Below are 21,153 nucleotides of genomic sequence, written 5' to 3'. Positions count from 1 at the left end.
ACCATCCGTGGAGTGACAGCGGGAAGCGACTCGGTTCTCGAACTGCTGCCGATGGTGTTCGCCGACCCGGGCGAGGCTGTGGCGCGGGCGCAGGGCGTTCTCGACGCCGATCCGTCACCGTGGCGCGCCTCCGTCGCCCACCAGGTGATCGGTATCTGGCAGCGGGACTGGGGCGACATGAAGGTCGCGCTGCACCATCTGCGCCGGGCCCGTGACCTGGCCGCGCGAGCGCAGTCGCCGGACCGGGAGGCGGACGTCCTGGCCGCCCTCGGCGTGGCACTCGTGCACGCGGGCCGCACACGGCAGGGCCTGGCAGCGCTGGAGCGGGGTGTCGCGGTGAGCAGCGGCCACACCCGCGCGCGTGTCCTGTTCCGGCGGGCCTACGCGTCCTGGGTGCTGGGCCGTCACCGCGAGGCGCTGGAGGACGTACGCCGGGCGATTCCGGTGCTGCGGCAGGCGGACGACGTCATCTGGACGGCGCGGGCGCTGACCCTGCGGGCCACCGTGCATCTGGCGCTCGGCGCGGTGGACCGGGCGGAGGCCGACTTCACCGCAGCTCATGCGCAGTGGGACACCACCGGCCAGGAGCACGACAAGGCGGACGTGGTGGAGAGCCGGGGCCTTGCCGCCTTCCGGTCGGGTGACATTCCCGTCGCGCTGCGCCTGCTCGACGAGGCCGAGGAGCGGTACGCCAAGCTCGGCACGCCGTCCTTCATGCTGTACATCCGGCGCTGCGAGGTCCTGATGGCCGCCGGACTCGCCCAGGAGGCCCTCGCCGAGGCGGACACCGCCATCGGGACGCTCGACGAGATCGGCGGCCAGTCCACGCGTAAGGCCGAACTGCTGCTGGTGGCAGCGCGCGCGGCCCGTCTCGCGGGCGACGCGCACACGGCGATCGCGCGAGCGGCACTGGCGGTGCGGCTGTTCGCCGGGCAACGGCGCCCATGGTGGGAGACGCACGCCCGACTGGTGCTGATCGAGGCGCAGGTGGCCGCCGGGCGCGGCTCGGGACGCCTGGTCGCGGACGCGGCGGCGGTCGCCGAACGGCTCGCCTCGTTCGGCGCGCCGGCCGCCCCGGAGGCGTCGCTGCTGGCGGGCCGGATCGCGCTGGGCCTGGGCTGGACGGCGGACGCGGAGCGACATCTGGCCGTGGCCGCGCGCAGCCGGCACAGCGGGCCGCCACTGGCGCGCATGACGGGCTGGGCCGCGCAGGCGTTGCGGGCCCGCGCGTCCGGCTCCGGGCGGGGCGTGCTGGAGGCCTGTCGGCGCGGGCTGAATGTGCTCGACGACCACCGGATGACGCTGGGCGCCTCGGAGCTTCGGGCGCGGGCCACCGAGCAGGGCGCGGAGCTGGCCGCGCTGGCCCAGCAGGCCAGTCTCGACTCGGGCAGCCCGCGCCGGCTGCTGACCTGGAGTGAACGCTGGCGGGCCACCGTGCTGTCCGCACCGCCCACTCGGCCGCCCGCCGACCCGGCCCTCCTCGGCAACCTGACCGCGTTCCGGGAGATCGCCGCCCGCGCGGAGGAGGCCCGCTGGGACGGCCGGTCGATCCCCGCCCTGGAGCGTGAACAACGCCGGCTGGAGCGGGAGATCCGCTCCCGGACCCTGCACATGCGCGGCGACGCACCCGGCGCCGAGCGCCGCTTCGACCCCGCCCGGCTCCTCGAACGGCTGGGCGAGATGCGGCTGGTGGAGCTCGCCGTGCTCGACGGGCGGGTCCAGGTGCTGCTGTGCGGGCAGGGGCGGGTGCGCCGGTTCGAGACGGGGCTGCTCGCCGATGCCGAGACCGAGGCCGAACATGTGCAGGCCGGGCTGCGACGGCTGGCCCACCCGGGGGCCGAGGGCCGGCTTCCGGTGGTCGAGGCGATGGGGCGCCGCCTGGAGGAGCTGCTGCTCGGTCCGGCCGCCGCGCACCTGGGCTCCGGGCCGGTCGTGGTCGTACCGCCGAGCCGGCTGCACCGTGTGCCGTGGGCGCTGCTGCCGTCCCTGCGGGAGCGGGTGCTCAGCGTGTCGCCGTCGGCGAGCAGCTGGCTGCGCGCCCACGAGACCGAGCCCCCGCCCGGCGGTCGGCACGTCCTGGTCCGCGGGCCTGGGCTGGCCACCGGCGGCGCGGAGGTGCCCGAACTCGCCGACCGCTACGGCAGGCCGACCCTCCTGGAACACGACGACGCCGGCGTGCCGCGCGTGCTGCACGAACTCGACGGTGCCACGCTCGCCCACATCGCCGCGCATGGCACCTTCCGCGCCGACAGCCCCCTGTTCTCCTCGCTGCGGATGGCCGACGGCCCGCTCATCGTCCACGACTTCGAACGCCTGGACCGCAGCCCGTACCGGATCATCCTCTCCAGCTGCGACACCGCCCGCCTCGCCTCGGTCGGCGCGGACGAACTCCTCGGCCTGGTCACCGCGTTGCTGCCGCTCGGCACGGCGGGAGTGGTGGCGAGCAGCGCACCCGTCAACGACGCCGCGGTGGTGCCCCTGATGCTCGCCCTGCACAAGGGACTGAGTTCGGGCCTGTCGCTGGCGGAGTCCCTGCGCGACGCACGCGCCGCGATGCCGGGGGATGCGCTGCATCAGGCGACGGGGTGGGCGTTCACCGCGTTCGGAGCGGCCTGAAGTCGCAGGCGACGTAGCGGCGTTGCGGCATGACTGGGCGGCCTGACCCCTCCCCCGAATACTGGGGGTCAGACCGCCGGTTCATGGGCGCGGCTCAGGCCGGCTGCGCGTCCGGCAGCTCCACGAGCCACGGCAGCGCACTGCGGTCGCTCGCGCCGAGCCGGGCGTAGGCGCTGTAGAGGTGGTTGCCCACGGTGCGGATGGACAGCGTGAGCTTCTCCGCGATCTGCCGGTTGCTCAGGCCCGCGGCCGCGAGCGTGACGATCTGCCGCTGGCGGGCGGTCAGTTCACCCAGGACCAGGCCGGACAGGGCCGGGGTGCGGGCGCCCTGACAGCGGCGGGCGAGGGCCACCGCACGGGTGCGTGAGGTGCGTGCGGCGCGCGGGTCGCGGTGCGCGGGTACGGCCTGCGCATGCGCCTCTGCGGCGAACAGCACGAACCCTCGCCCCTCCAACTCCTCCGCCGCCCGGTCCAGCGCCGGACCGTCCCCACGGGCCAGCGCGTCGGCATGCCGGGCGAACACGCCGTCCGCCGGAAGACGCTCGACGGCCTTCTCCGGGGCCCCGAGCCGTACGAGGTCGTAGAGCGCGAACGCGGCCTCGGCACAGGCGAGTTCGACCGCGCCTCCAGCATCGGATCGCACCGCCCCGGCCCAACAACCACCCTCCACACCCATCGTCGCGACGACCCCACCCCCGCCCACGGCCGCCCCCGCTTCGGCCCCACCACTCCCCCGCGCGCCTCCCGGAGCACCTCCACGGTCGCTGTCGGTGACACTGGTCTCCGCCGTACGGTCGTCCTCGGCGGCGCCGATCCCCGCCCTGCTATCGACGTCGGCGACACCGGCCCCCACCCCACGGTCGCCGCCGGCGACACCGATCCCCACCCCGAGGTCGCCATCGACGGCGCCGATCCCCGCCATACGATCGCCGCCCCCGCCGTACCTCTGCTCCATGCCGTCCGTCGCCTCGCCGATCGCCGCCAGTGCTCCGTCGATGTCTCCGCGGGACGCGACCAGCCATGCGGACGGCTCGTCCAGGCCGGGGCAGCCCGTCACGGCCTCCTGTGCCGTCGTCGAGTCACCCGACTGCGCGGCGGCCAGGGCGAGTTCGGCGCGGCAGGACGCGTCGTCCGGAGCGTCCCGCAGGCCCTCCCTCGCCCAGGCCGCCGCCTCCCGCAGCTCCCCCCGAAGCCGCGCGAACCGGGCGCGTACGGACGCGTACCCGGCCGGCACCGGTGCGCCCTCCTGCGCGAGCCACTCCCCCACGGGCGTCGGCAGCGACCGTACGTCCGCCTGCTCGATCCGTCCGGTCAGCGCCGCGGACTCGGCGGCGAGGGCCGCGGCGCACTGGTCCGGGGTGCGGGCCGTCCGCCTCGCCCGCAGTCGGCCTGCCGCGGCGCGCAGCACCGGGCCGTGCAGGGGGTGGAGGAGGCGGACCATGCCGTCGTCGTCGATGTGGATCAGCCCGCCGGCCTCAAGGTTTTCGAGGTCGCCGAGGTCTCGCACGGCGAAGTCGTCCAGGTGCAGGGCCAGCGGCTCTCCGAAGGCGAGGCGTTCCAGGGTCCTGCGCTCCGCGGGGCTGGGGCCTTCGAGGACGTCGACGGTGCGTTCGCGGACGGTCGCCGTGACCGGCACGGGGCCCCGCCACGCCCACGCGTCCGTCTCGGGCAGGCGTGTGAGCAGGCCGCGCTCGCGCACCGCGTCCACCAGGTCGCGCAGGAGACGCAGATCGCCCTGGCTCAGCTGGTGGAGGCGGTTGAGGGTGAGCGGCTCCAGGCTGCCGCCGACGCCGGCCGCGAGCAGCTGTTCCGTGTCCTCACGGGGCAATGGCTCCAGGGCCAGGCGCGGGAGCAGTTCCCCGGTCCACAGGCGGGAGATCGCGCCGGGGTACGGGCCGCCGTCCGCAGCGACGACGACCAGCCGGGTGCGGCCGTGCACGGCCAGCTGGTGCACGAGGGCGGCCGAGGCATCGTCCAGCAGGTGCGCGTCGTCGACCACCAGCAGTCGCACCCCTGACAGGAGCTGGACCGCCCGGTGCAGCGAGACAGCCTCGGGCAGCAGGTGGGCGAACGCGGCGAAGGGGATGTGCCGGGTCTCGGGCGTCCCGGCCGCCCGGGCGCGGTCGCTGCCCCGCACGGCCTCGGTGACCAGCCGGGTCTTGCCGCAGCCGACCGGGCCGGTCACCACGATGCCGTGGTGGCCCGCGGTCAGGGACCGACGGATCAGCTCGAGCTCGTCCTCACGTCCGGTGAACCGCCAGGGCAGTTCAAGGGTCTTCGCGTCGCGTTCAAAGGTCGTCACGGGAGTATGAGTGCGAGTACTCATTCCTGATACAGGGGGACTTGAGTAGACCCCGACTCAGGCGCCCGTGGCCCTGGTCGCGGCAGTCTGTGCGCATGACCGGACGCTATGGCTCCCTCGCGCGGCAGTCGGCGCTACGTCGTCCGAGTCCGTCTGCACTCCGCGTGGGTCCGGGGGAGACAGCGGTCATGTGCTGGTGACAGCACGGATCCGCACCACGCGGTCGGCTGGACCACAGTCCGGCGCCGGGGGAGCGGTCGGGGACGGTCACCTTCGGGGGAGGGAGACCGTCCCCGGCCCATGCCGGGGGCCGGCGCGAGTGAGCCCCGCCCGCGGCCTCAGCGCAGCTCGGCTCAGCTCCAGGAGTGCGCTACACTTGATCTTGAGCCGGTCACCACAACTCCTGGTCGCCGCTCATGCGTTGGTGGTCCAAGGAAAGACGCCCCGCTTCCTGCGGGGAGATGCAGGTGCAAGGCCTGCCCAGCGCTCGCATGGAAGCCTCGTCCCGAGTTGCGCGGGACGGGGCTTCTGGCGTTGTGCGGCCGACTCGCACGGAGGTCGAGTTGGCTGAGCGTGGTCACGGCGGTGAACAGGCGGATCCGCTCGGTCAGTGCGGCGACATGGCTGAGGACGATGGGCGGCGAGGAGGAGATGAACGGCCGCTCGTGCCACTCCCCCACGCCGAAGCCGTCGAAGCCCAGCTCCTCGGCGAGCAGGGCGTTGTCGAGGACTTCCCGGAAACGGTCGTGGGTGGGCTTCTGCACACCGGTGACCGGGTCCGGACGGTGCACGATCAGGGTGATCGCGAGGAACTTCACGAGGCGGCCCGCCGGCCGGCGCCCACCTCGTCGGGGTGTGCGAGACCCAGATGGTCGCGGAGGGTGGGCCCCTCGTACTCGGAACGGAAGACGCCCTGTTCCTGCAGCAGTGGGACGACCTTGTCGGCGAAGACGTCGAGCCCGCTGGGGGTGATGTGCGGGACGAGGATGAAGCCGTCGCCGGCGTCGGCCTGTACGAAGTCGTTGATGGTCCGCGCGACGGTCGCCGGGGAGCCGATGAAGTTCTGGCGGTTGCCGGTCTCGATGACGAGATCGCGGATGGACCAGTTGTTGGCGGCGGCGAGTTCGCGCCACTCGCGGGCGGTGGCCAGCGGGTCGCGGTACATGCGCACCTGGGCGCGGCCACGGGAGATGTGCTCCTCGCTCACCACCGGGTCGACGTCCGGCAGCGGGCCCTCCGGGTCGTACGAGGACAGGTCCCGGTTCCAGACGAACTCCAGGTGCTTGAGGGCGGTGGCGCCGCTGACCTGCCGGCGGCGTACCTCCTTGGCCAGCTCCTCCGCTTCGGCGTCGGTGTCGCCGAGGACAAAGCTCGCGGCGGGCAGGATGAGCAACTGGTCCGGTCGGCGGCCGTACTTGGCGAGGCGGTTCTTGACGTCCTTGTAGAAGGTCCGGCCCGCGTCCAGGGCTGCGTACCGGCTGAAGATCGCGTCGGCGGACGAGGCGGCGAACTCGCGGCCCTCGTCGGAGTCACCGGCCTGGAAGATGACCGGGCGCCCCTGCGGGGAGCGCGGGACGTTGAACTGGCCGTGGATGTCGAAGTGCTGGCCGCTGTGCACGAAGGAGCCGGCCTTCGCGTCGCGCAGGAAGGTTCCGGTGGCCTGGTCGGCGATGATCTCGTCGCCGTGCCAGGAGTCGAAGAGCTCGTTCGTCGTGGCCAGGAACTCCTTGGCGCGGGAGTAGCGCTCGTCCTGCGGGAGGAAGCCGCCGCGGCGGAAGTTCTCGCCGGTGAAGGCGTCCCAGGAGGTGACGACGTTCCAGGCGGAGCGGCCACCGGAGAGGTGGTCGAGGCTGGCGAACTGGCGGGCGACCTCGTAGGGCTCGTTGAAGGTGGAGTTGATGGTGCCGGTCAGGCCGAGGTGTTCGGTGACGGCAGCGAGCGCGGCGAGGACGGTGAAGGTGTCGGGGCGGCCGACGACGTCCAAGTCGTATATCTTTCCGCCCTGTTCGCGCAGGCGGAGGCCCTCGGCGAGGAACAGGAAGTCGAACTTGGCGCGTTCCGCGGTCCGCGCGAACTGGACGAAGGAGTCGAACTCGATATGGCTGCCGGCCTTGGGATCGCTCCACACGGTGGTGTTGTTGACGCCCGGGAAGTGCGCGGCCAGATGAATCTGCTTCAACGGCTTGCTCATGTCGGTGTGGTCCTTCCGGCTCAGACGGCGGCTGCGGCGTAGCGGTTGGCGGGGCGGGTCAGGCCCAGCAGTCCGCGCAGGGTGTCGGCCTCGTAGGCGGTGCGGAAGGCGTCGCGGCGCTGGAGTTCGGGGACCAGGCCCCGGGTGATCGCGGGCAGGTCGTGCCCGGCGACGGCGGGCCGCAGCCGGAAGCCGGTGACCCCCGCCTGCCCCAACTCCTGCAGCAGATCGGCGAGTTGGGTGGGCGTACCGGCGAATATACGTGCGTCGCTCGTGTACGGCTCTCCCGCGAGGGCGTCGAGGCGTGCGCGGCGGTCCTCCGCGGCGGCCTGGTCGTCGTCGAGGAAGACCACCAGGTCGCCGAAGACGTGCAGGAGTTCGCCGGCGCGGCCGGCGGCCTCCTGTTCGGCGCGGATCTCGGCGACGATCGCGCGCGCGTCATCGGCGTCCTGCGGGGTGATGTAGCCGAGGTCGGCCTGGCGGGCCACCAGACGGTAGGGGACGGTCTGGTGCGCGAGGGCGGTGACAAGTGGCTGGCCCTGGGGCGGGCGCGGGGTGATGGAGGGGCCCTTGACGCTGAAGTGCTCGCCCTCGAAGTCGATGTAGTGCAGCTTGTCGCGGTCGATGAAACGGCCGGTGGCGGCGTCCCGGATCTCGGCGTCGTCCTCCCAGCTGTCCCAGAGCCGGCGCACGACCTCGACGTGGTCGGCGGCCTCGTCGAAGAGTTCGGTGAGTCGCTGCTGTCCGGCCGGGGTCCGCAGCTCCTTCAGGCTGATCGGCGGGAAGGTGCGGCGGCCGAAGTGGTCGGCCTCGTGCGGGCGGGCGCTGATCTGTACGCGCAGGCCCGCGCGGCCGGTGCTCACATAGTCGAGGGTGGCGATCGCCTTGGAGATGTGGAACGGCTCCGTGTGGGTGGCGATCACGGTCGGCACCAGGCCGATGTGCCGGGTCAGGGGCGCGATGCGGGACGCGGTCAGTACGGCGTCCAGACGGCCGCGCACCTGGTCCGTACGGCCGTCCAGCTCGCCGTAGTGCGAGGACTGCAGGCCGAGCCCGTCCTCGAAGGTGACGAAGTCGAGCAGTCCGCGCTCGGCCTCGGCCACCAGGCCGGCCCAGTGTCCGGCGGTCAACAGGTCGCGGGGGCGGGCCACTTGCTCGCGCCAGGAGGCGGGGTGCCAGCCGGTGCCGTCGAGTGCGACGGCAAGGTGCAAAGGTGAAACGGGAGTTGAGGACACGAGGGTGCCTTCCTGGAGGTCCGTACGAGATCGCCGGCGCGCGGGCGTGGGCGCACGGCTGTGGGCGACCGCAGGGAGATGGGGGTCCCCCCGGCCGAAGGCTGGGGGAGGGTCAGGAGCAACAGAGCGCGCCGGCCACGCGCTGAAGGTCGATATAGGGCCGGGAGGTGAGGCGGACGCAGCGGCGCGGGTTCAGGACACGGAGGCGGAGCACACGTGTCACCCTCCGCACCTCCGTCCGGTCGATCGCCTTCAACGGGTACAACCACACGGTCATGCCGTTTCTTCCAGGACTGCCGCCGCCGGTACACCGGTGGGTCGCAGGAGCGAGAAGACCGTACGGCTGCGCAGGGTGAAGCCGATCGACTCGTAGAGCCGGATCGCGTTCGCGTTGGTGGCCCTGGCGTGCAGGGCGTTGGTGGCCCTGGCGTGCAGGAAGGGCCGCTCGCCGCGCTCCTTGATGCCGGCGGCGACCGCGCGGACCAGGCGGGTGGCCAGGCCCCGGCCGCGGTGGGCGGGGTCGGTGCACACGGCGCTGATCTCGGTCCAGCCGGGCGGGTGCAGCCGTTCGCCGGCCATGGCGATCAGCCGGCCGTGGTGGCGGATGCCGAGGTAGGTGCCCATGTCGACGGTGCGGGGCAGGTAGGGGCCTGGTTCGGTGCGGTCGACCAGGTCGAGGATCTCGGGTACGTCGTCGGGGCCGAGCCGCACGGCTTCGGGGTCGGGTCCGGCGCGCAGGCCGGTGTCGACGAGTTGCACGCCGTGACCGGTGCGTACGGTCTCCCAGCCGGTCGGCGCCTTGGGGACGCCGCGTACGGACGCGGTGCCGCCCGGGCCGACGAGGGCGGCCAGGTCCGCCCAGGCCTGGGGGTCGTCGGTTTCGGCGAGGGCATGGAAGGGGGCCATGTCGGCCGGATAGCGCGCGGCGCGGCCGACGCGTTCGGCGAAGTGGGCGTGCGGGCCGGCGAGCGCGGCCCACGCGGGGTTGTCCAGGACGTGGGAGGACATCGGGTGACGGCTCCGGTGCTGATGGCTCGGGGCGGGGAGCCCGCGGTGGGGCGAGGGCGGGCTCCCCTTCCGACGACGGGTCAGGAGTTGTCCAGCGGCAGTCCGGGCGGATTGACCTCGGACTTGGCGACGGCCTCGTTGGAGAGGTTCCAGGCCTTCAGCCACTTCGCGTACTGACCGTTCTTGATCAGGTAGTTGATGGCGTCGGCGACGGGCTTGGCCAGGCCGCTGTCCTTCTTGGCGGTGGCCGCGATCAGGCCCTGGAGCGAGGCGCCGGCGCCGGAATAGGTGCCCGCGTTGCGCGTCGGGCCGGGCGTGTTCGCGGACTGGGTGACGTGGTAGGCGATGCCCGGGTTGGGCCCGAAGAAGGTGTCGATCTTGCCGCTGTTCAGCGCCAGGTAGGTGCCGTTGCGGTCCGGGTAGTACTTGACGGTGAGCTTCTTGCCCTCGCCCTCGAGCTTTTTCTTCCACTCCAGGAGGATCTTCTCCTGGTTGGTGCCGGCGCCCACGGAGACGGTCTTGCCCGCGAGGTTCTCGTAGTTGCCGTCGAAGCTCCACTTGCTGGACTTGAGCACCTCGAAGCCGAGGTTGTCCTTGCGGTAGGAGGCGAACTCGTACTTCTTCTTGCGTTCCTCGGTGTCGGTGACGTTCGAGACCCCGACGTCGACCTTGCCGCTGTCGATGCCGACGAAGAGGTTCTCCCAGGTGAAGTTCTTCAGTTCGGGCTTGAGGCCGAGGACGGCGGCGACGAGGCGGCCGAGGTCGGGTTCGGCGCCGGTGAGGGTCTTCTGGTCGCTGCCGACGTAGGCCAGCGGCGCGAAACCGGCGGGCAGGGCGCCGATGCCGATCTCCAGCTTGCCGCTGCTCTTCACGGACTTGGGCAGTTCGGCGCTGATCGACTTCACCTCGGAGACCTTGAGGCTGGTCTGCTTGGCGGCGCCGTTCGAGAGCTGCCCGACGGTCACGCTCCCTGCGGCGTCGGAGGTCCTGGTGGCGGCGTCGCTGTCTCCACCGCAGGCGGCGAGCCCAGTGGCGAGGGTGGCGACGGCGGTCGCCGCGGTGATGCCGCGTATCAGGCTGCGTCGGGTGAAGTGGATGGACATGGCCGTTCCTTGTCGCTCAGGGAGGGTGATGAGGGCGGTGTGTGTGGGGGGGTCTTGGGCGCGCCGTGGGGGCGGCCGGGCGGGCGGGTCAGAGGACCTTGCTCAGGAAGTCCCTGGTCCGCTCGTGCTGGGGCTTGTCGAGGACCTCGGAGGGCGGGCCCTGCTCGACGATCTTTCCGCCGTCGATGAAGACGACCCGGTCGGCGATCTCGCGGGCGAAGCCGATCTCGTGGGTGACGATGACGAGCGTGGTGCCGCTGGTCGCCAAGTCCTTGATGACGGCGAGGACTTCGCCGACGAGCTCGGGGTCGAGGGCGGAGGTGGGTTCGTCGAAGAGGATGACGCCGGGGCGCAGGGCGAGCGCGCGGGCGATGGCCACGCGCTGCTGCTGGCCGCCGGAGAGCTGCCGCGGGTAGGCGCCGGTCCTGTCGGCGAGACCGACCCGGACGAGCAACTCGCGGGCCAGCTCCTGGGCTTCGGGCCTGCTGAGCCTGCCGGTGGCGACCGGGGCCGCGGCGACATTGTCCAGGACCGTCAGATGCGGGAACAGGTTGAAGTTCTGGAAGACGAAACCGATCCGGCCGCGCTGGGTCAGGATGGCCCGCTCGCTCAGCTCCTTGAGCCGGTCGCCCTGCCGCTTCACGCCGATCAGCTCGCCGTTGATGCTGACGTGGCCGATCTCCGGCTTCTCCAGGTGGTTGACGACCCGCAGCAGGGTCGACTTGCCGGAGCCGGACGGGCCGAGGATCACGGTCACCTCGCCCGGACGCACCGTCAGATTTACGCCGTTCAGCACCCGGTGGGCGCCGTACCACTTGTGCACGTCGTGCACCTCGACGGTGGCGGCCTCGACGTCCGCCAGAGGATCGAGAGTCTTCGCGGTCATACGGCGGCCTCCCTGCGGATACGGGCTCGCAGGTCGGTGAGACCGGTGCGGAGCTTCTGCAACGGCGTCGGCGGCAGGGTGCGGGTGGCGCCCCGGGCGAAGTACCGCTCGACGTAGAACTGGATGACGGAGACGACGCTCGTCAGGATCAGGTACCAGACGGTGGACACCAGCAGCAGCGGCACGATGTCGCCGGGGTAGGTGGCGCCCATGGACTGCGCGGTGCCGAACAGGTCGAGCAGCGACACGTAGAAGACCAGCGAGGTGCTCTTGATCAGGCCGATGAGCTGGTTGACGTAGTTCGGGGTGATCGACCTCAGCGCCTGCGGGAAGACGATCCTCGTGAACTGGTAGCTCCTGGGCAGGCCGAGCGCCGAGGCGGCCTCGTGCTGGCCCTGGTCGACGGAGAGGATTCCGCCTCGGACGACCTCGGCCGCGTAGGCCGCCTCGTTGAGGCTGAGGCCGATGACGGCGATGACCATGTCGGTGGCGAGCTTCGACTCGTCGAAGGAGAAGAAGGCCGGCCCGAAGGGGACGCCGACGCTCAACGTCTTGTACAGGGCGCTGAAGTTGTAGAGGAAGAGCAGCAGCACGATCAGCGGGATGGAGCGCAGCGCCCAGATGTAGGTCCAGCTGACGGCGCGCAGCACCGGGCTCTTCGACAGCCGGGCCAGGGCGAGGACGATGCCGCCGAGGAGGCCCGACACAGCACTGTAGGCGGTCACTTCGAGGGTGATGAGCAGGCCGTCGACGATGTTCGGGCGCAGGAACCAGTACCCGAAGCGGTCCCACTGGTAGAAGGGGTTGGTCGTCAGGCCGTGCACGAACTGGGCGACGAGGACCAGAACGAGGGCGGTGGCGATCCAGCGCCCCGGCCGCCGCAGTGGCAGAACCCGCTGCGCGGTGAGGGGTTTTGACGGGGTGTCGGCGGGCGGTGCCTCGGCGAGGGACACGGCGGCGCCTGGGGGTTCACTCATGGTGGGCTCCGGCGGAGTCGGACACCCCGGGCCGCGACGGCCGTGCGCTACGGCAGGACGTAGCGCACGGAGGTGCACGTGAACCGGGGGCTGGATGACGACGGCACACCGCACGGGCGGTGATCGTCAGGGGATGCGAGGGCTGCGGAGAGGTGTCAGCCCTGGCAGCGGGCACAGCCCGGTGCGGTACACAGTGCGCTGTTCACGCGGAGCAGGTCGACGGCGCGGTCGGCGACGAGCGGGTTCGCGTACGGCCGTACGCAGCCCGGGAGGCGGCTCGCGGCCGTCCTGGGAGCTGTGTACATCGCGTCACCGTCGCTGTTCCGGCCCTGTGGGCCTCGCGCTTGCTGAAACTGAGCCGTCAGTTAAGACAGTTGTCCGAACGAATGTCAACGCCGGTCCATCGAATGGAACGGCTAGTGGGCGGCGTGGGCCGCCCAGTCCAGGATCTGGACGGCCGCTCCGGCAGCCTCCAGGCCCTGACAGCGGGCGTGGTGACGGCGCTCGATGCCGTCGAGGTCGAGGTGGGCGCCGAAGGCCGGGTGGGCGGTGAGACGGCGGGCGTAGGCCCACAGCACGGGGTGATCGGCGATGCGCTGCACGGCGGAGGCGTCGAGGTGGTTGCGGTGCACGGTGTCGAGCTGGACCAGCGCGACCCACAACTCGACGTCCGCGGCGGTGATGTCGTCACGGATCATGTACGTACGCCCGACGAGCCACCGCTCCAGCGCGCCGAGCGCCTCCAGTAGCTCCTCAAGTGCCGCCTCGCGCTCCGCCTGCTCGCCGCCGGCCGATCCGGCGCGCTGCGCGGCGCCCTCGATGCCCTGCCGGCACATGCGCTCGACGGCCTCGATCTCGGACTCCGCGCCGCACGGGTAGGGCGAGGGGTGGTCGCTGCCGAAGCGGCGGGCGAGGTCGCGCATGATGTCCGGGGCGTGGGTGCTGACGATCCGTCCGGACCAGTCGTCGCTGAGCACCGGCGCGACGGCCGGACCGGTGTAGCGGTGGGCGCTCGCCTCGTACAGCGGACGCAGGGCGCAGTGGCTGCCCTCGGGAGTGTCGGGGACGGCGGCCAGGAAGGTCGCCGGGCAGACGGTGTCCAGGCCCAGCAGGCCGTGGGTGACGGCGATACGCAGGCCGTCGGGACACGCGGTCGACAGATGGAGTCGGTAGCGACCCGGTACGGCGTAGTGGCCGCTGCGGGCGTCGCTGCCGATCCGGCCGCGGAAGGCGGGCGTGGACCGGTCGGACGAGTGGGCGGCCAGAGGCGTGACGAACATGGTTCTCCCCGGGTGAGGGCGCGGACGTACGCGCGGCGGAAGCGACGTCGGGCAACTCAGCCCTGGGGGCTGATCGCACTGCAGACTCGCTGCAGATCGATGTGACGGCGGGAGGTCAGAAGAGGCGTACGGCTCACCGGGACGATGACCGACTCCGGACGCCTCATATTTCCCTACCTATTCACTAGGATTTCCTAGGTGAGTGTCGGTCCGGCCCGGGACGACGTCAAGAGGGCCGTCCCGCATGGCGGACAGGTTGGTGGACCGGGGGGACATCGATGCCGGGCACGGCGCCAGGCACGAGCCCGCACACAGGCCCCGCGCGACACCGTCGCATCTGCGTTCCCAGTGCAACCATCCGACGCCCGGACGTGTCTCCTGTAGCGGAACTCACGTTCCCGCACAGTTCGTTCGTCCGTCATTGATGGTTCACCAGAGGACCCCCCACATGCTCCTGAGCTCTTCCGGCCTTCGTCCGCTCCGACAGACCGCCGGCGCGCTCGGCGCAGTCGCCCTGATCTCGCTGGGCGCCGCGCCGGCCGTCGCGGACGACGGTTCCTCGGCCGCCGTGACGCTCGGCAAGATCGCGCCCATCGACGGCGTGAAGCCGGGCAGCACCTTCGAACCGCCGGTCACCTTCACGAACACGGGCACCGCGGCGGCGGACAAGGTCTGGCTCTCGTACACCGTCACGCGCGGCCTGGGCCACACCGGGCTGCCCTCCAACTGCCTTCGCTACGAGATACCTTCCTACGACGAGGCACCGAGCAAGTCGGAGGCGGTCTGCGAGTTCGACCAGACCGTCAAGCCCGGCTCGGTCTACGCCCCCGAGAAGGCGCTGACGCTGAAGGCCCTCGACCGTGCGCTCTACGACCGGCTGCGTGTGGTGGTGGAGACCACCGAGCCGGGCCTCGACGAGAACGCGAGTGAGCCCGTGCGTGGAACGGGCCCGGCGGTCAAGCTCGTCGAGCAGCCCGACGCCACCCCCGCCGCTCCCGGCGACGGCTCCCACCCCGACTGGGACGACGCCTATGTGAAGGTCACCGCGGACAACACGGCCGACTTCAAGGTGACGGGCGCCCAACTGAAGGGTGCCGTCGGAGACACGGTCGACCTCTCGGTGAAGTTCACCAACGCGGGCCCGGCCTGGGTGCTGCGGGACGGCGACATCTCGGCGACCAAGGTCAGGATCAGGATGCCGGCCGGTACGACGGTGACCAAGGGCCATGGCTTCTGCGAAAAGGTGGCCACCGGCACCTACGAGTGCGGCACCAGCGAGTCCTGGCAGAACGAGGGCGAAGGCGAGACGTACACCTTCAAGCTGAAGATCGACAAGGCGGTGCCGGGCGCCAAGGGCTCGGTGGCGCTCGCCGGGGAGCCCCGCCCGTTCGACAAGAACAAGGCCGACGACACGGCCGACATCACGCTCACCGCCTCCGCCGGCGGTACGACCGGCGGTACCGGCTCGACCGGCGGTACCGGCTCGACGGGCGGCGACGGCGGCTCCACGACGTCCACCGGAGGCACCGGCTCCTCCACCCAAGGCTCCACGGGCGGCAGCACGTCCACCGGGGGCGGCTCCGCCACCGGCGCCTCCGGCTCCACCACCGTCGACGGCGACCTGGCGAGCACCGGGTCCGGCGCGACCCTGCCCATCGCGGGCGCGGCAGCCGCGGCTGTCGTCGTCGGGACGGGCGCCATCCTGGTGGTTCGCCGCCGCCGTACCGACCGACCGTAGAAGGCGAGCGCAGAAAGCGAGCGCAGAAAGCGAGCGCAGAAACCGGCTGGAGAAGGCGACAGTAGAAACACCGCCACCAACCTGCGTCAGCTCCCGCTCAGGCAGGGTTGCGCCGATACGGTCGTACTGCTGCCGACTGCCCGACAACCTGCCCCTGGCGGAGTGCCGTTGGTCCTCCCCGGCCGGCCCGGGTCAGCGCGCGACCGCGTCCCGCCACAGGCTCCAGGCCAGCGCCAGTCCGGCGAGAGCGATGGCTATGCGCAGCGGCTTCTCGGGCAGTCGGCGTACCATCACCGGCCCCAGCCAGGCGCCCGCGAAGCAGCCGAGGCCGAGTGCCGCGGCGGCGCCCCAGTCGACCGGGGCGAGAAAGGCGTAGGCGACGGCGGCTGTGACGTTGGCCGCGCCGGTGGCGATGTTCTTGACGGCGTTGGTCACCGGCAACGGCTCCGTCGCGGACAGGGAGAGCACCGCCAGCATCAGCACGCCGGCCGCAGCGCCGAAGTATCCGCCGTAGAGGCCGACCAACAACACGGCGCAGGCGAGCGGCAGTTGAGGCAAGGAGGCCGAGTCGGGACGGTATCTCGCGGTCAGGCTCCGCAGTGGGTCGCGGGCCAGGATCAGTACGGACCCGAGGGCGATGAGCCACGGTACGACCAGCTGGAAGGTCGACGACGGGGTGCTGAGCAGCAGGGCCGCGCCGATCGCCCCGCCCAGCGCCGCCGTGGCCGCCAGGCGGACGAGGCGCCTGCGCTGCCCCTGCAGCTCCACCCGTGAACCGGCCGCGGTACCCACCGTGTTGGAGAACAGGGCCACGGTGTTGGTGACGTTGGCGGCCACAGGGCCGAGGCCGGCGGCGAGCAGCGCGGGATAGCTGAACAGCGAGGCCAGACTGGCTATGGAACCGGCGAGGCCCGAGGCGATCCCGGCCGCCAGGAGCAGCAGCGCCGAGCCGAGGCCCGACGGGTGGATGTGCAGCAGTTCTCTCACGTCTTCCGGGGATCAGCAGGTCGGTCCGAGGCACCCTTCCCTTCGGGCCGGTCAAACATATGCGCCGCCGGTCGCTGCCCCGGCGGCGGTGGGGTCCACAGGGCGCGGTCGGCAGCGGTTCGACCACGCGGACAGCCACGACATCCTCCAAACGTGGATGACACCGGCCGGCAGCCCGGCCGATCCCGGCAATGTGGAGGATCCGCAGGATCCGACGGATGATGGCTCCGGGGCGATGTCGACACGGAGGTCGCCCGATGGCTGTCGAGCGGCACGAACGGCTGCGGGGCGGCGCCCTTGCCGCCCTGGAGATCTGTGCCGTCGCCGCCCTGTATTTCGGCTCGGCCAAGCTGGGACTGCTCCAGCAGCTGGTGCGCGGCCAGGTCACCCCGCTCTGGCCGCCGAGCGGTATCGCGGTGGCGAGCCTGCTCCTGCGCGGCCGGCGGGTCTGGCCCGGCATCGCCCTGGGCGCGTTCCTGGTCAACGTCTCGCTGGGGCCGTCCCTGCCTGCCGTGCTCGCGATCGCGGCGGGAAACACCGTCGCGCCCCTCTGCTCGTACGCGCTGCTGCGCCGAGCGGGTTTCCGCAACGCTCTGGATCGGCTTCGTGACGCGCTCGCGCTGATCTTTCTCGGTGCACTGGCCGGGATGCTGGTCAGCGCGACGACGGGCACGTCGAGCCTGGTCCTGGCCGGTGCGCTGGACGTCGGTGACTTCTGGCCCACGTGGTGGGTCTGGTGGACCGGGGACGCGATGGGCGTCATGGTGGTCGCGCCGGTCCTGCTCGTCCTCCGCTCGGCACACCGCCCGCGGGACGCTTCGCCGGCCCGGTGGCTGGAAGGGCTGCTCCTCGTGGCCACCACGGTCGGCATCGGCGTCGTGGAGACCGGTCGCGCGCCGTTGCTGTTCCTGGGTTTCCCGCTGCTGATCTGGGCGGCCTTCCGTTTCCAGCTGGCCGGGGCGGCGCCCTGCGCACTGGCCGTGTCGACCTTTGCGATCATCGCCGCCGGCCGGGAATCGGGCCCGTTCTCCGGCCACGACCTGCTCACCGAGATGATCACCCTGCAGGCGTTCAACGGCTCCGCGTCACTGACCGCGCTGCTTCTCGCGGCGGTGGTCAGCGAGCGGAACCAGACCCAGCGGGAGATCGCGCGGGCCTGCGCCCAGCTCGCCGAGGTGGTGACCCGGATGGCCGCAGGCGACCACCGCCCTCTGCTCCCTCGCGCGCAGGACGAGAAGGAGCGCCCGCGGTGACTCGGTCAGACGTTGCGGCGGTATTGGCCGCCGACCTCGAAGAAGGCGTCGGTGACCTGCTGCAGTGAGCAGACCCGGGCGGCGTCCATGAGGACGGCGAAGACGTTCTCCCCGCTGACCGCCGCGTCCTTGAGGGCGGCCAGCGCGGCGTGGGCCGGCTCCTGGTGGCGGCCCTGGAAGTCGTGGACGCGCTCCAGTTGGGAGTGCTTCTCCTCCTCGGTGGCGCGGGCCAGTTCGATGGCGCCGGGCTCGGCGGTGTCGGCGTGGGGTTTGCGGAAGGTGTTGACGCCGATGAGGGGCAGGGTGCCGTCGTGCTTGCGCTGTTCGTAGAGCATCGACTCGTCCTGGATACGGCCGCGCTGGTAGCCGGTCTCCATCGCGCCGAGCACGCCGCCGCGCTCGCTGATCCGCTCGAACTCCTCCAGGACGGCCTCCTCGACCAGGTCGGTGAGCTCGTCGATGATGAACGACCCCTGCAGCGGGTTCTCGTTCATCGCCAGGCCCCACTCCCGGTTGATGATCAGCTGGATGGCCAGGGCGCGGCGGACGGAATCCTCGGTGGGGGTGGTGACGGCCTCGTCGTAGGCGTTGGTGTGCAGGCTGTTGCAGTTGTCGTAGATCGCGATGAGTGCCTGAAGGGTGGTGCGGATGTCGTTGAAGTCCATCTCCTGGGCGTGCAGCGAGCGGCCGGAGGTCTGGACGTGGTACTTCAGCTTCTGGCTGCGCTCGCCCGCGCCGTACTTCTCCTTCATCGCGACCGCCCAGATACGGCGGGCCACGCGGCCCAGCACCGAGTACTCGGGGTCCATGCCGTTGGAGAAGAAGAACGACAGGTTCGGGGCAAAGTCGTCGATGTGCATGCCCCTCGCGAGGTAGGCCTCGACGTAGGTGAAGCCGTTGGCCAGGGTGAAGGCGAGCTGGCTGATGGGGTTCGCGCCGGCTTCGGCGATGTGGTAGCCGGAGATGGACACCGAGTAGAAGTTGCGGACCTTGTGCGCGATGAACCACTCCTGGATGTCGGCCATCATCCGCAAGGAGAACTCGGTCGAGAACAGGCAGGTGTTCTGGCCCTGATCCTCCTTGAGGATGTCGGCCTGCACCGTGCCGCGCACGTTCGCCAGCGCGTGGGCGCGCAGTGTGTCCGTCTCCTCGGGCGAGGGGTCACGGCCCTCGGTGGCCCGGAACCGGTCGATCTGCTGGTCGATCACCGTGTTGAGGAAGAACGCCAGGATGGTCGGAGCGGGCCCGTTGATCGTCATGGAGACCGAGGTGGTCGGCGCGACCAGGTCGAAGCCGTCGTAGAGCGTCTTCATGTCCTCCAGTGTGGCCACCGAGACGCCGGAGGTGCCGACCTTGCCGTAGATGTCGGGGCGTTCGTCCGGGTCGCGGCCGTAGAGGGTGACGGAGTCGAAGGCGGTGGACAGGCGGGTGGCGGGCTGGCCCTCGGAGAGCAGCTTGAAGCGGCGGTTGGTGCGGAACGGGTCGCCCTCGCCGGCGAACATACGGGCCGGGTCCTCGCCGTCGCGCTTGAAGGGGAACACCCCGGCGGTGAAGGGGAAGTGGCCGGGCAGGTTCTCCCCGCGCCAGAACCGCACCAGCTCCCCGTGATCGGTGAAACGGGGCAGGGCCACGCGGGGGATCCTGTTGCCGGACAGGGACTCGCGGGTGAGCTTGGTGCGGATCTCCTTGTCCCGCACCTTCACCACCTGCTCGTCACCGGAGTACGAGGCGATGACGGCGGGCCAGTTCTCGATCTGCTGCGTGATCTCGTACGGGAGGTGCCGGCGGGCGCTCTCCAGCAGTGCGCGCACGTTCTCGGTGTCGAAGCCGGCGTCGACGAACTCTCCCTCGACCGTCTCCAGACGCTGCACCCGCCGTGCCGCTTCGGCCAGTTGGCCGGTCTCGGTGTGATAGGCGCGGACCGTGTCGGTGATCTCGGCGAGGTAGCGCACCCGGTCCGCGGGGACCACCTGCCGGATTCCGGAGGAGTGCCGTACGTCGACCGGCGCCAGCGCGCCCTCCGACAGCACCAGCCCCTTCTCGGCCAGGACGGTCTTCAGGTGCTGGTGCAGCGCGGTGACGCCGTCGTCGTTGAAGGTGGCCGCCGAGGTGCCGTAGACCGGCATGTCCTCGGGCCGCATGCCGAACGCCTCGCGGTTGCGCACCAGTTGGCGGCCGACGTCGCGCAGCGCGTCCTTCGCGCCGCGCCGCTCGAACTTGTTGATCGCGACGACGTCCGCGAAGTCGAGCATGTCTATCTTCTCCAGCTGCGAGGCGGCGCCGAACTCCGGCGTCATCACGTACAGCGAGGTGTCGACGAACGGCACGATCGCCGCGTCGCCCTGGCCGATACCCGGCGTCTCCACGACCACCAGGTCGAAGCCGGCGGCCTTCACGACGTCGATCACGTCGGTCAGGTGCTCGGGCAGTTCGCGGCTGCCGCGGGTGGCGAGGCTCCGGAAGAACACCCGGTTGCCGTCGAGGGAGTTCATCCGGATCCGGTCGCCGAGCAGGGCGCCGCCGCCGCGGCGACGGGTCGGGTCGACCGCGATCACCGCGATCCGCAGCTTGTCCTGCTGGTCGACGCGGAACCGGCGCACCAACTCGTCGGTCAGTGACGACTTCCCCGAACCGCCGGTGCCGGTGATACCCAGCACCGGCACCACCCGTGCCCCGGCCGCGGCACGCAGCTGCGCCAGGAACTCCGCGGGCAGCTTGCCCAGTTCGGCACCGGTGATGGCGCGGGCGACCGCGAACCGATCGCCCGCCACCACGGCCGCGGCCTCGGCCGGCTTGCCGTCCCACAGGTCGAAGTCGCAGTCCCGCACCACCGAGTTGACCATCCCGGCCAGGCCCATCCGCTGCCCGTCCTCCGGAGAGAAGATCGTCACCCCGCTGTTGCGGAGCCGGGTGATCTCCTCGGGGACGATGACGCCGCCTCCCCCGCCCACCACATGGACGTGCTCCGCTCCCCGCGCACGCAGCGATTCGACCAGGTATTCGAAGTATTCGACGTGTCCGCCCTGATAGGACGAGACCGCGACCCCGTGCGCGTCCTCCTCCAGCGCCGCGTCCACGACCTCCTGCACCGAGCGGTTGTGACCGAGGTGGATCACCTCGGCACCCTGGGACTGGAAGATCCGCCGCATGATGTTGATCGACGCGTCGTGCCCGTCGAACAGGGCCGAAGCGGTGACCAGGCGGACAGGATGCACGGGACGGTGCAGATCGCTCACGGCGGGGCCTTCCCAGGTACAGATCGGAGTGCACTCTTGGAAAAATAGTAGGACGTCCAAGTATTTTTGGCAGTGTGAGGAGGAGCACAGATACTAGGACGCCCTACTATCTTGCGGCCCGAGCGAGACCGGAGCCGATACGGTGCCGTCGCCCTGCCGAGCAGCCCTTGAGCCAGCCGAACCTGTCCGCGGTCGGCACTCCCCCGCCCGCAGTCCGTGGTCCGCGCGCCACGCGAAAAGGGCCCCGCGGGCTCTCGCCCGCGAAGACCCTTCGCACCGTCGGGACGACAGGATTTGAACCTGCGACCCCTTGACCCCCAGGAGTGAGCGTCAAAGCCATT

16 protein-coding genes and 1 pseudogene are annotated in these 21,153 nt (G+C 71.3%); 3 read left to right on the top strand and 14 right to left on the bottom strand.

What is annotated here, in order from left to right:
• Positions 1-51 precede the first annotated feature (51 nt).
• Positions 52-2,616, top strand: coding sequence for a CHAT domain-containing protein (locus OG870_RS40025; RefSeq protein WP_266592624.1), 2,565 nt, complete (start codon positions 52-54; stop codon positions 2,614-2,616).
• Between the two features lie 94 nt (positions 2,617-2,710).
• Here OG870_RS40025 and OG870_RS40020 read toward each other — a convergent pair whose 3' ends face one another.
• The 12 genes and pseudogenes from OG870_RS40020 to OG870_RS39965 form a co-directional block, all read right to left on the bottom strand.
• Positions 2,711-4,918 (bottom strand): LuxR C-terminal-related transcriptional regulator, encoded by a 2,208-nt coding sequence (locus OG870_RS40020; RefSeq protein ID WP_405625707.1) that lies wholly within the window; start codon positions 4,916-4,918, stop codon positions 2,711-2,713.
• Positions 4,919-5,475: 557 nt separating this feature from the next.
• Positions 5,476-5,736 (bottom strand): annotated as a pseudogene (locus tag OG870_RS40015) (LLM class flavin-dependent oxidoreductase); the annotation flags it as partial.
• On the bottom strand, positions 5,733-7,109 hold the full coding sequence (locus tag OG870_RS40010; RefSeq protein ID WP_266529149.1) for an NtaA/DmoA family FMN-dependent monooxygenase: 1,377 nt from the start codon (positions 7,107-7,109) through the stop codon (positions 5,733-5,735). The gene OG870_RS40010 and the pseudogene OG870_RS40015, both read right to left, overlap by 4 nt.
• Positions 7,110-7,129: 20 nt before the next feature.
• The gene (locus OG870_RS40005) at positions 7,130-8,344 is read right to left on the bottom strand and encodes an LLM class flavin-dependent oxidoreductase (protein ID WP_266842676.1); all 1,215 of its coding nucleotides are present in this window, start codon (positions 8,342-8,344) and stop codon (positions 7,130-7,132) included.
• A gap of 112 nt (positions 8,345-8,456) precedes the next feature.
• Complete coding sequence (locus OG870_RS40000) at positions 8,457-8,621, bottom strand: putative leader peptide (protein WP_327691993.1); 165 nt, start codon at positions 8,619-8,621, stop codon at positions 8,457-8,459.
• On the bottom strand, positions 8,618-9,352 hold the full coding sequence (locus OG870_RS39995) for a GNAT family N-acetyltransferase (protein ID WP_327691992.1): 735 nt from the start codon (positions 9,350-9,352) through the stop codon (positions 8,618-8,620). Before OG870_RS39995 ends, OG870_RS40000 begins: the two co-directional genes overlap by 4 nt.
• 80 nt (positions 9,353-9,432) lie before the next feature.
• Positions 9,433-10,455, bottom strand: coding sequence for a transporter substrate-binding domain-containing protein (locus OG870_RS39990; protein WP_266529158.1), 1,023 nt, complete (start codon positions 10,453-10,455; stop codon positions 9,433-9,435).
• Between the two features lie 88 nt (positions 10,456-10,543).
• Positions 10,544-11,341, bottom strand: coding sequence for an amino acid ABC transporter ATP-binding protein (locus tag OG870_RS39985; RefSeq protein WP_266529161.1), 798 nt, complete (start codon positions 11,339-11,341; stop codon positions 10,544-10,546).
• Positions 11,338-12,318, bottom strand: coding sequence for an amino acid ABC transporter permease (locus OG870_RS39980; protein ID WP_266529163.1), 981 nt, complete (start codon positions 12,316-12,318; stop codon positions 11,338-11,340). The genes OG870_RS39985 and OG870_RS39980 overlap by 4 nt, the downstream gene beginning before the upstream one ends.
• A 155-nt stretch (positions 12,319-12,473) precedes the next feature.
• The gene (locus OG870_RS39975; RefSeq protein ID WP_266591865.1) at positions 12,474-12,623 is read right to left on the bottom strand and encodes a hypothetical protein; all 150 of its coding nucleotides are present in this window, start codon (positions 12,621-12,623) and stop codon (positions 12,474-12,476) included.
• Positions 12,624-12,734: 111 nt separating this feature from the next.
• Positions 12,735-13,598, bottom strand: a complete 864-nt coding sequence (locus OG870_RS39970) for a glutathione S-transferase C-terminal domain-containing protein (RefSeq protein ID WP_327691991.1) — start codon at positions 13,596-13,598, stop codon at positions 12,735-12,737.
• Positions 13,599-13,654: 56 nt separating this feature from the next.
• Complete coding sequence (locus OG870_RS39965; RefSeq protein ID WP_323178536.1) at positions 13,655-13,765, bottom strand: putative leader peptide; 111 nt, start codon at positions 13,763-13,765, stop codon at positions 13,655-13,657.
• A gap of 281 nt (positions 13,766-14,046) precedes the next feature.
• On the opposite strand from OG870_RS39965, the gene OG870_RS39960 reads away from it, so the two are divergent.
• Positions 14,047-15,336, top strand: a complete 1,290-nt coding sequence (locus tag OG870_RS39960; protein WP_266842682.1) for a hypothetical protein — start codon at positions 14,047-14,049, stop codon at positions 15,334-15,336.
• Between the two features lie 192 nt (positions 15,337-15,528).
• Here OG870_RS39960 and OG870_RS39955 read toward each other — a convergent pair whose 3' ends face one another.
• A complete protein-coding gene (locus OG870_RS39955; protein ID WP_266842684.1) occupies positions 15,529-16,323 on the bottom strand; it encodes a sulfite exporter TauE/SafE family protein in 795 nt (264 codons plus the stop codon).
• Positions 16,324-16,580: 257 nt separating this feature from the next.
• On the opposite strand from OG870_RS39955, the gene OG870_RS39950 reads away from it, so the two are divergent.
• Positions 16,581-17,576 (top strand): MASE1 domain-containing protein, encoded by a 996-nt coding sequence (locus OG870_RS39950; protein ID WP_266591861.1) that lies wholly within the window; start codon positions 16,581-16,583, stop codon positions 17,574-17,576.
• A gap of 5 nt (positions 17,577-17,581) precedes the next feature.
• Here OG870_RS39950 and icmF read toward each other — a convergent pair whose 3' ends face one another.
• Entirely contained in the window at positions 17,582-20,812 is a 3,231-nt protein-coding gene (icmF, locus tag OG870_RS39945; protein ID WP_266591860.1) for a fused isobutyryl-CoA mutase/GTPase IcmF, read from the bottom strand.
• Positions 20,813-21,153 lie beyond the last annotated feature (341 nt).

It is taken from the genome of Streptomyces sp. NBC_00461, from assembly GCF_036013935.1.
GTDB lineage: Bacteria > Actinomycetota > Actinomycetes > Streptomycetales > Streptomycetaceae > Streptomyces.
The sequence above is the reverse complement of the archived record's forward strand: the minus strand, read 5'-3'. Positions and strand labels throughout refer to the sequence as shown.

What these genes read in the sequence shown, in the direction of transcription:
- OG870_RS39960 (WP_266842682.1), top strand. Translation starts at nt 14,047, where the DNA reads ATGCTCCTGAGCTCTTCCGGCCTTCGTCCGCTCCGACAGACCGCCGGC.
- OG870_RS40025 (WP_266592624.1), top strand. Translation starts at nt 52, where the DNA reads ATGGTGTTCGCCGACCCGGGCGAGGCTGTGGCGCGGGCGCAGGGCGTT.
- OG870_RS39985 (WP_266529161.1), bottom strand. Translation starts at nt 11,341, where the DNA reads ATGACCGCGAAGACTCTCGATCCTCTGGCGGACGTCGAGGCCGCCACC.
- OG870_RS40000 (WP_327691993.1), bottom strand. Translation starts at nt 8,621, where the DNA reads ATGACCGTGTGGTTGTACCCGTTGAAGGCGATCGACCGGACGGAGGTG.
- OG870_RS39975 (WP_266591865.1), bottom strand. Translation starts at nt 12,623, where the DNA reads ATGTACACAGCTCCCAGGACGGCCGCGAGCCGCCTCCCGGGCTGCGTA.
- OG870_RS39995 (WP_327691992.1), bottom strand. Translation starts at nt 9,352, where the DNA reads ATGTCCTCCCACGTCCTGGACAACCCCGCGTGGGCCGCGCTCGCCGGC.
- OG870_RS39980 (WP_266529163.1), bottom strand. Translation starts at nt 12,318, where the DNA reads ATGAGTGAACCCCCAGGCGCCGCCGTGTCCCTCGCCGAGGCACCGCCC.
- OG870_RS40010 (WP_266529149.1), bottom strand. Translation starts at nt 7,109, where the DNA reads ATGAGCAAGCCGTTGAAGCAGATTCATCTGGCCGCGCACTTCCCGGGC.
- OG870_RS39950 (WP_266591861.1), top strand. Translation starts at nt 16,581, where the DNA reads ATGGCTGTCGAGCGGCACGAACGGCTGCGGGGCGGCGCCCTTGCCGCC.
- OG870_RS39970 (WP_327691991.1), bottom strand. Translation starts at nt 13,598, where the DNA reads ATGTTCGTCACGCCTCTGGCCGCCCACTCGTCCGACCGGTCCACGCCC.
- OG870_RS39965 (WP_323178536.1), bottom strand. Translation starts at nt 13,765, where the DNA reads ATGAGGCGTCCGGAGTCGGTCATCGTCCCGGTGAGCCGTACGCCTCTT.
- OG870_RS39990 (WP_266529158.1), bottom strand. Translation starts at nt 10,455, where the DNA reads ATGTCCATCCACTTCACCCGACGCAGCCTGATACGCGGCATCACCGCG.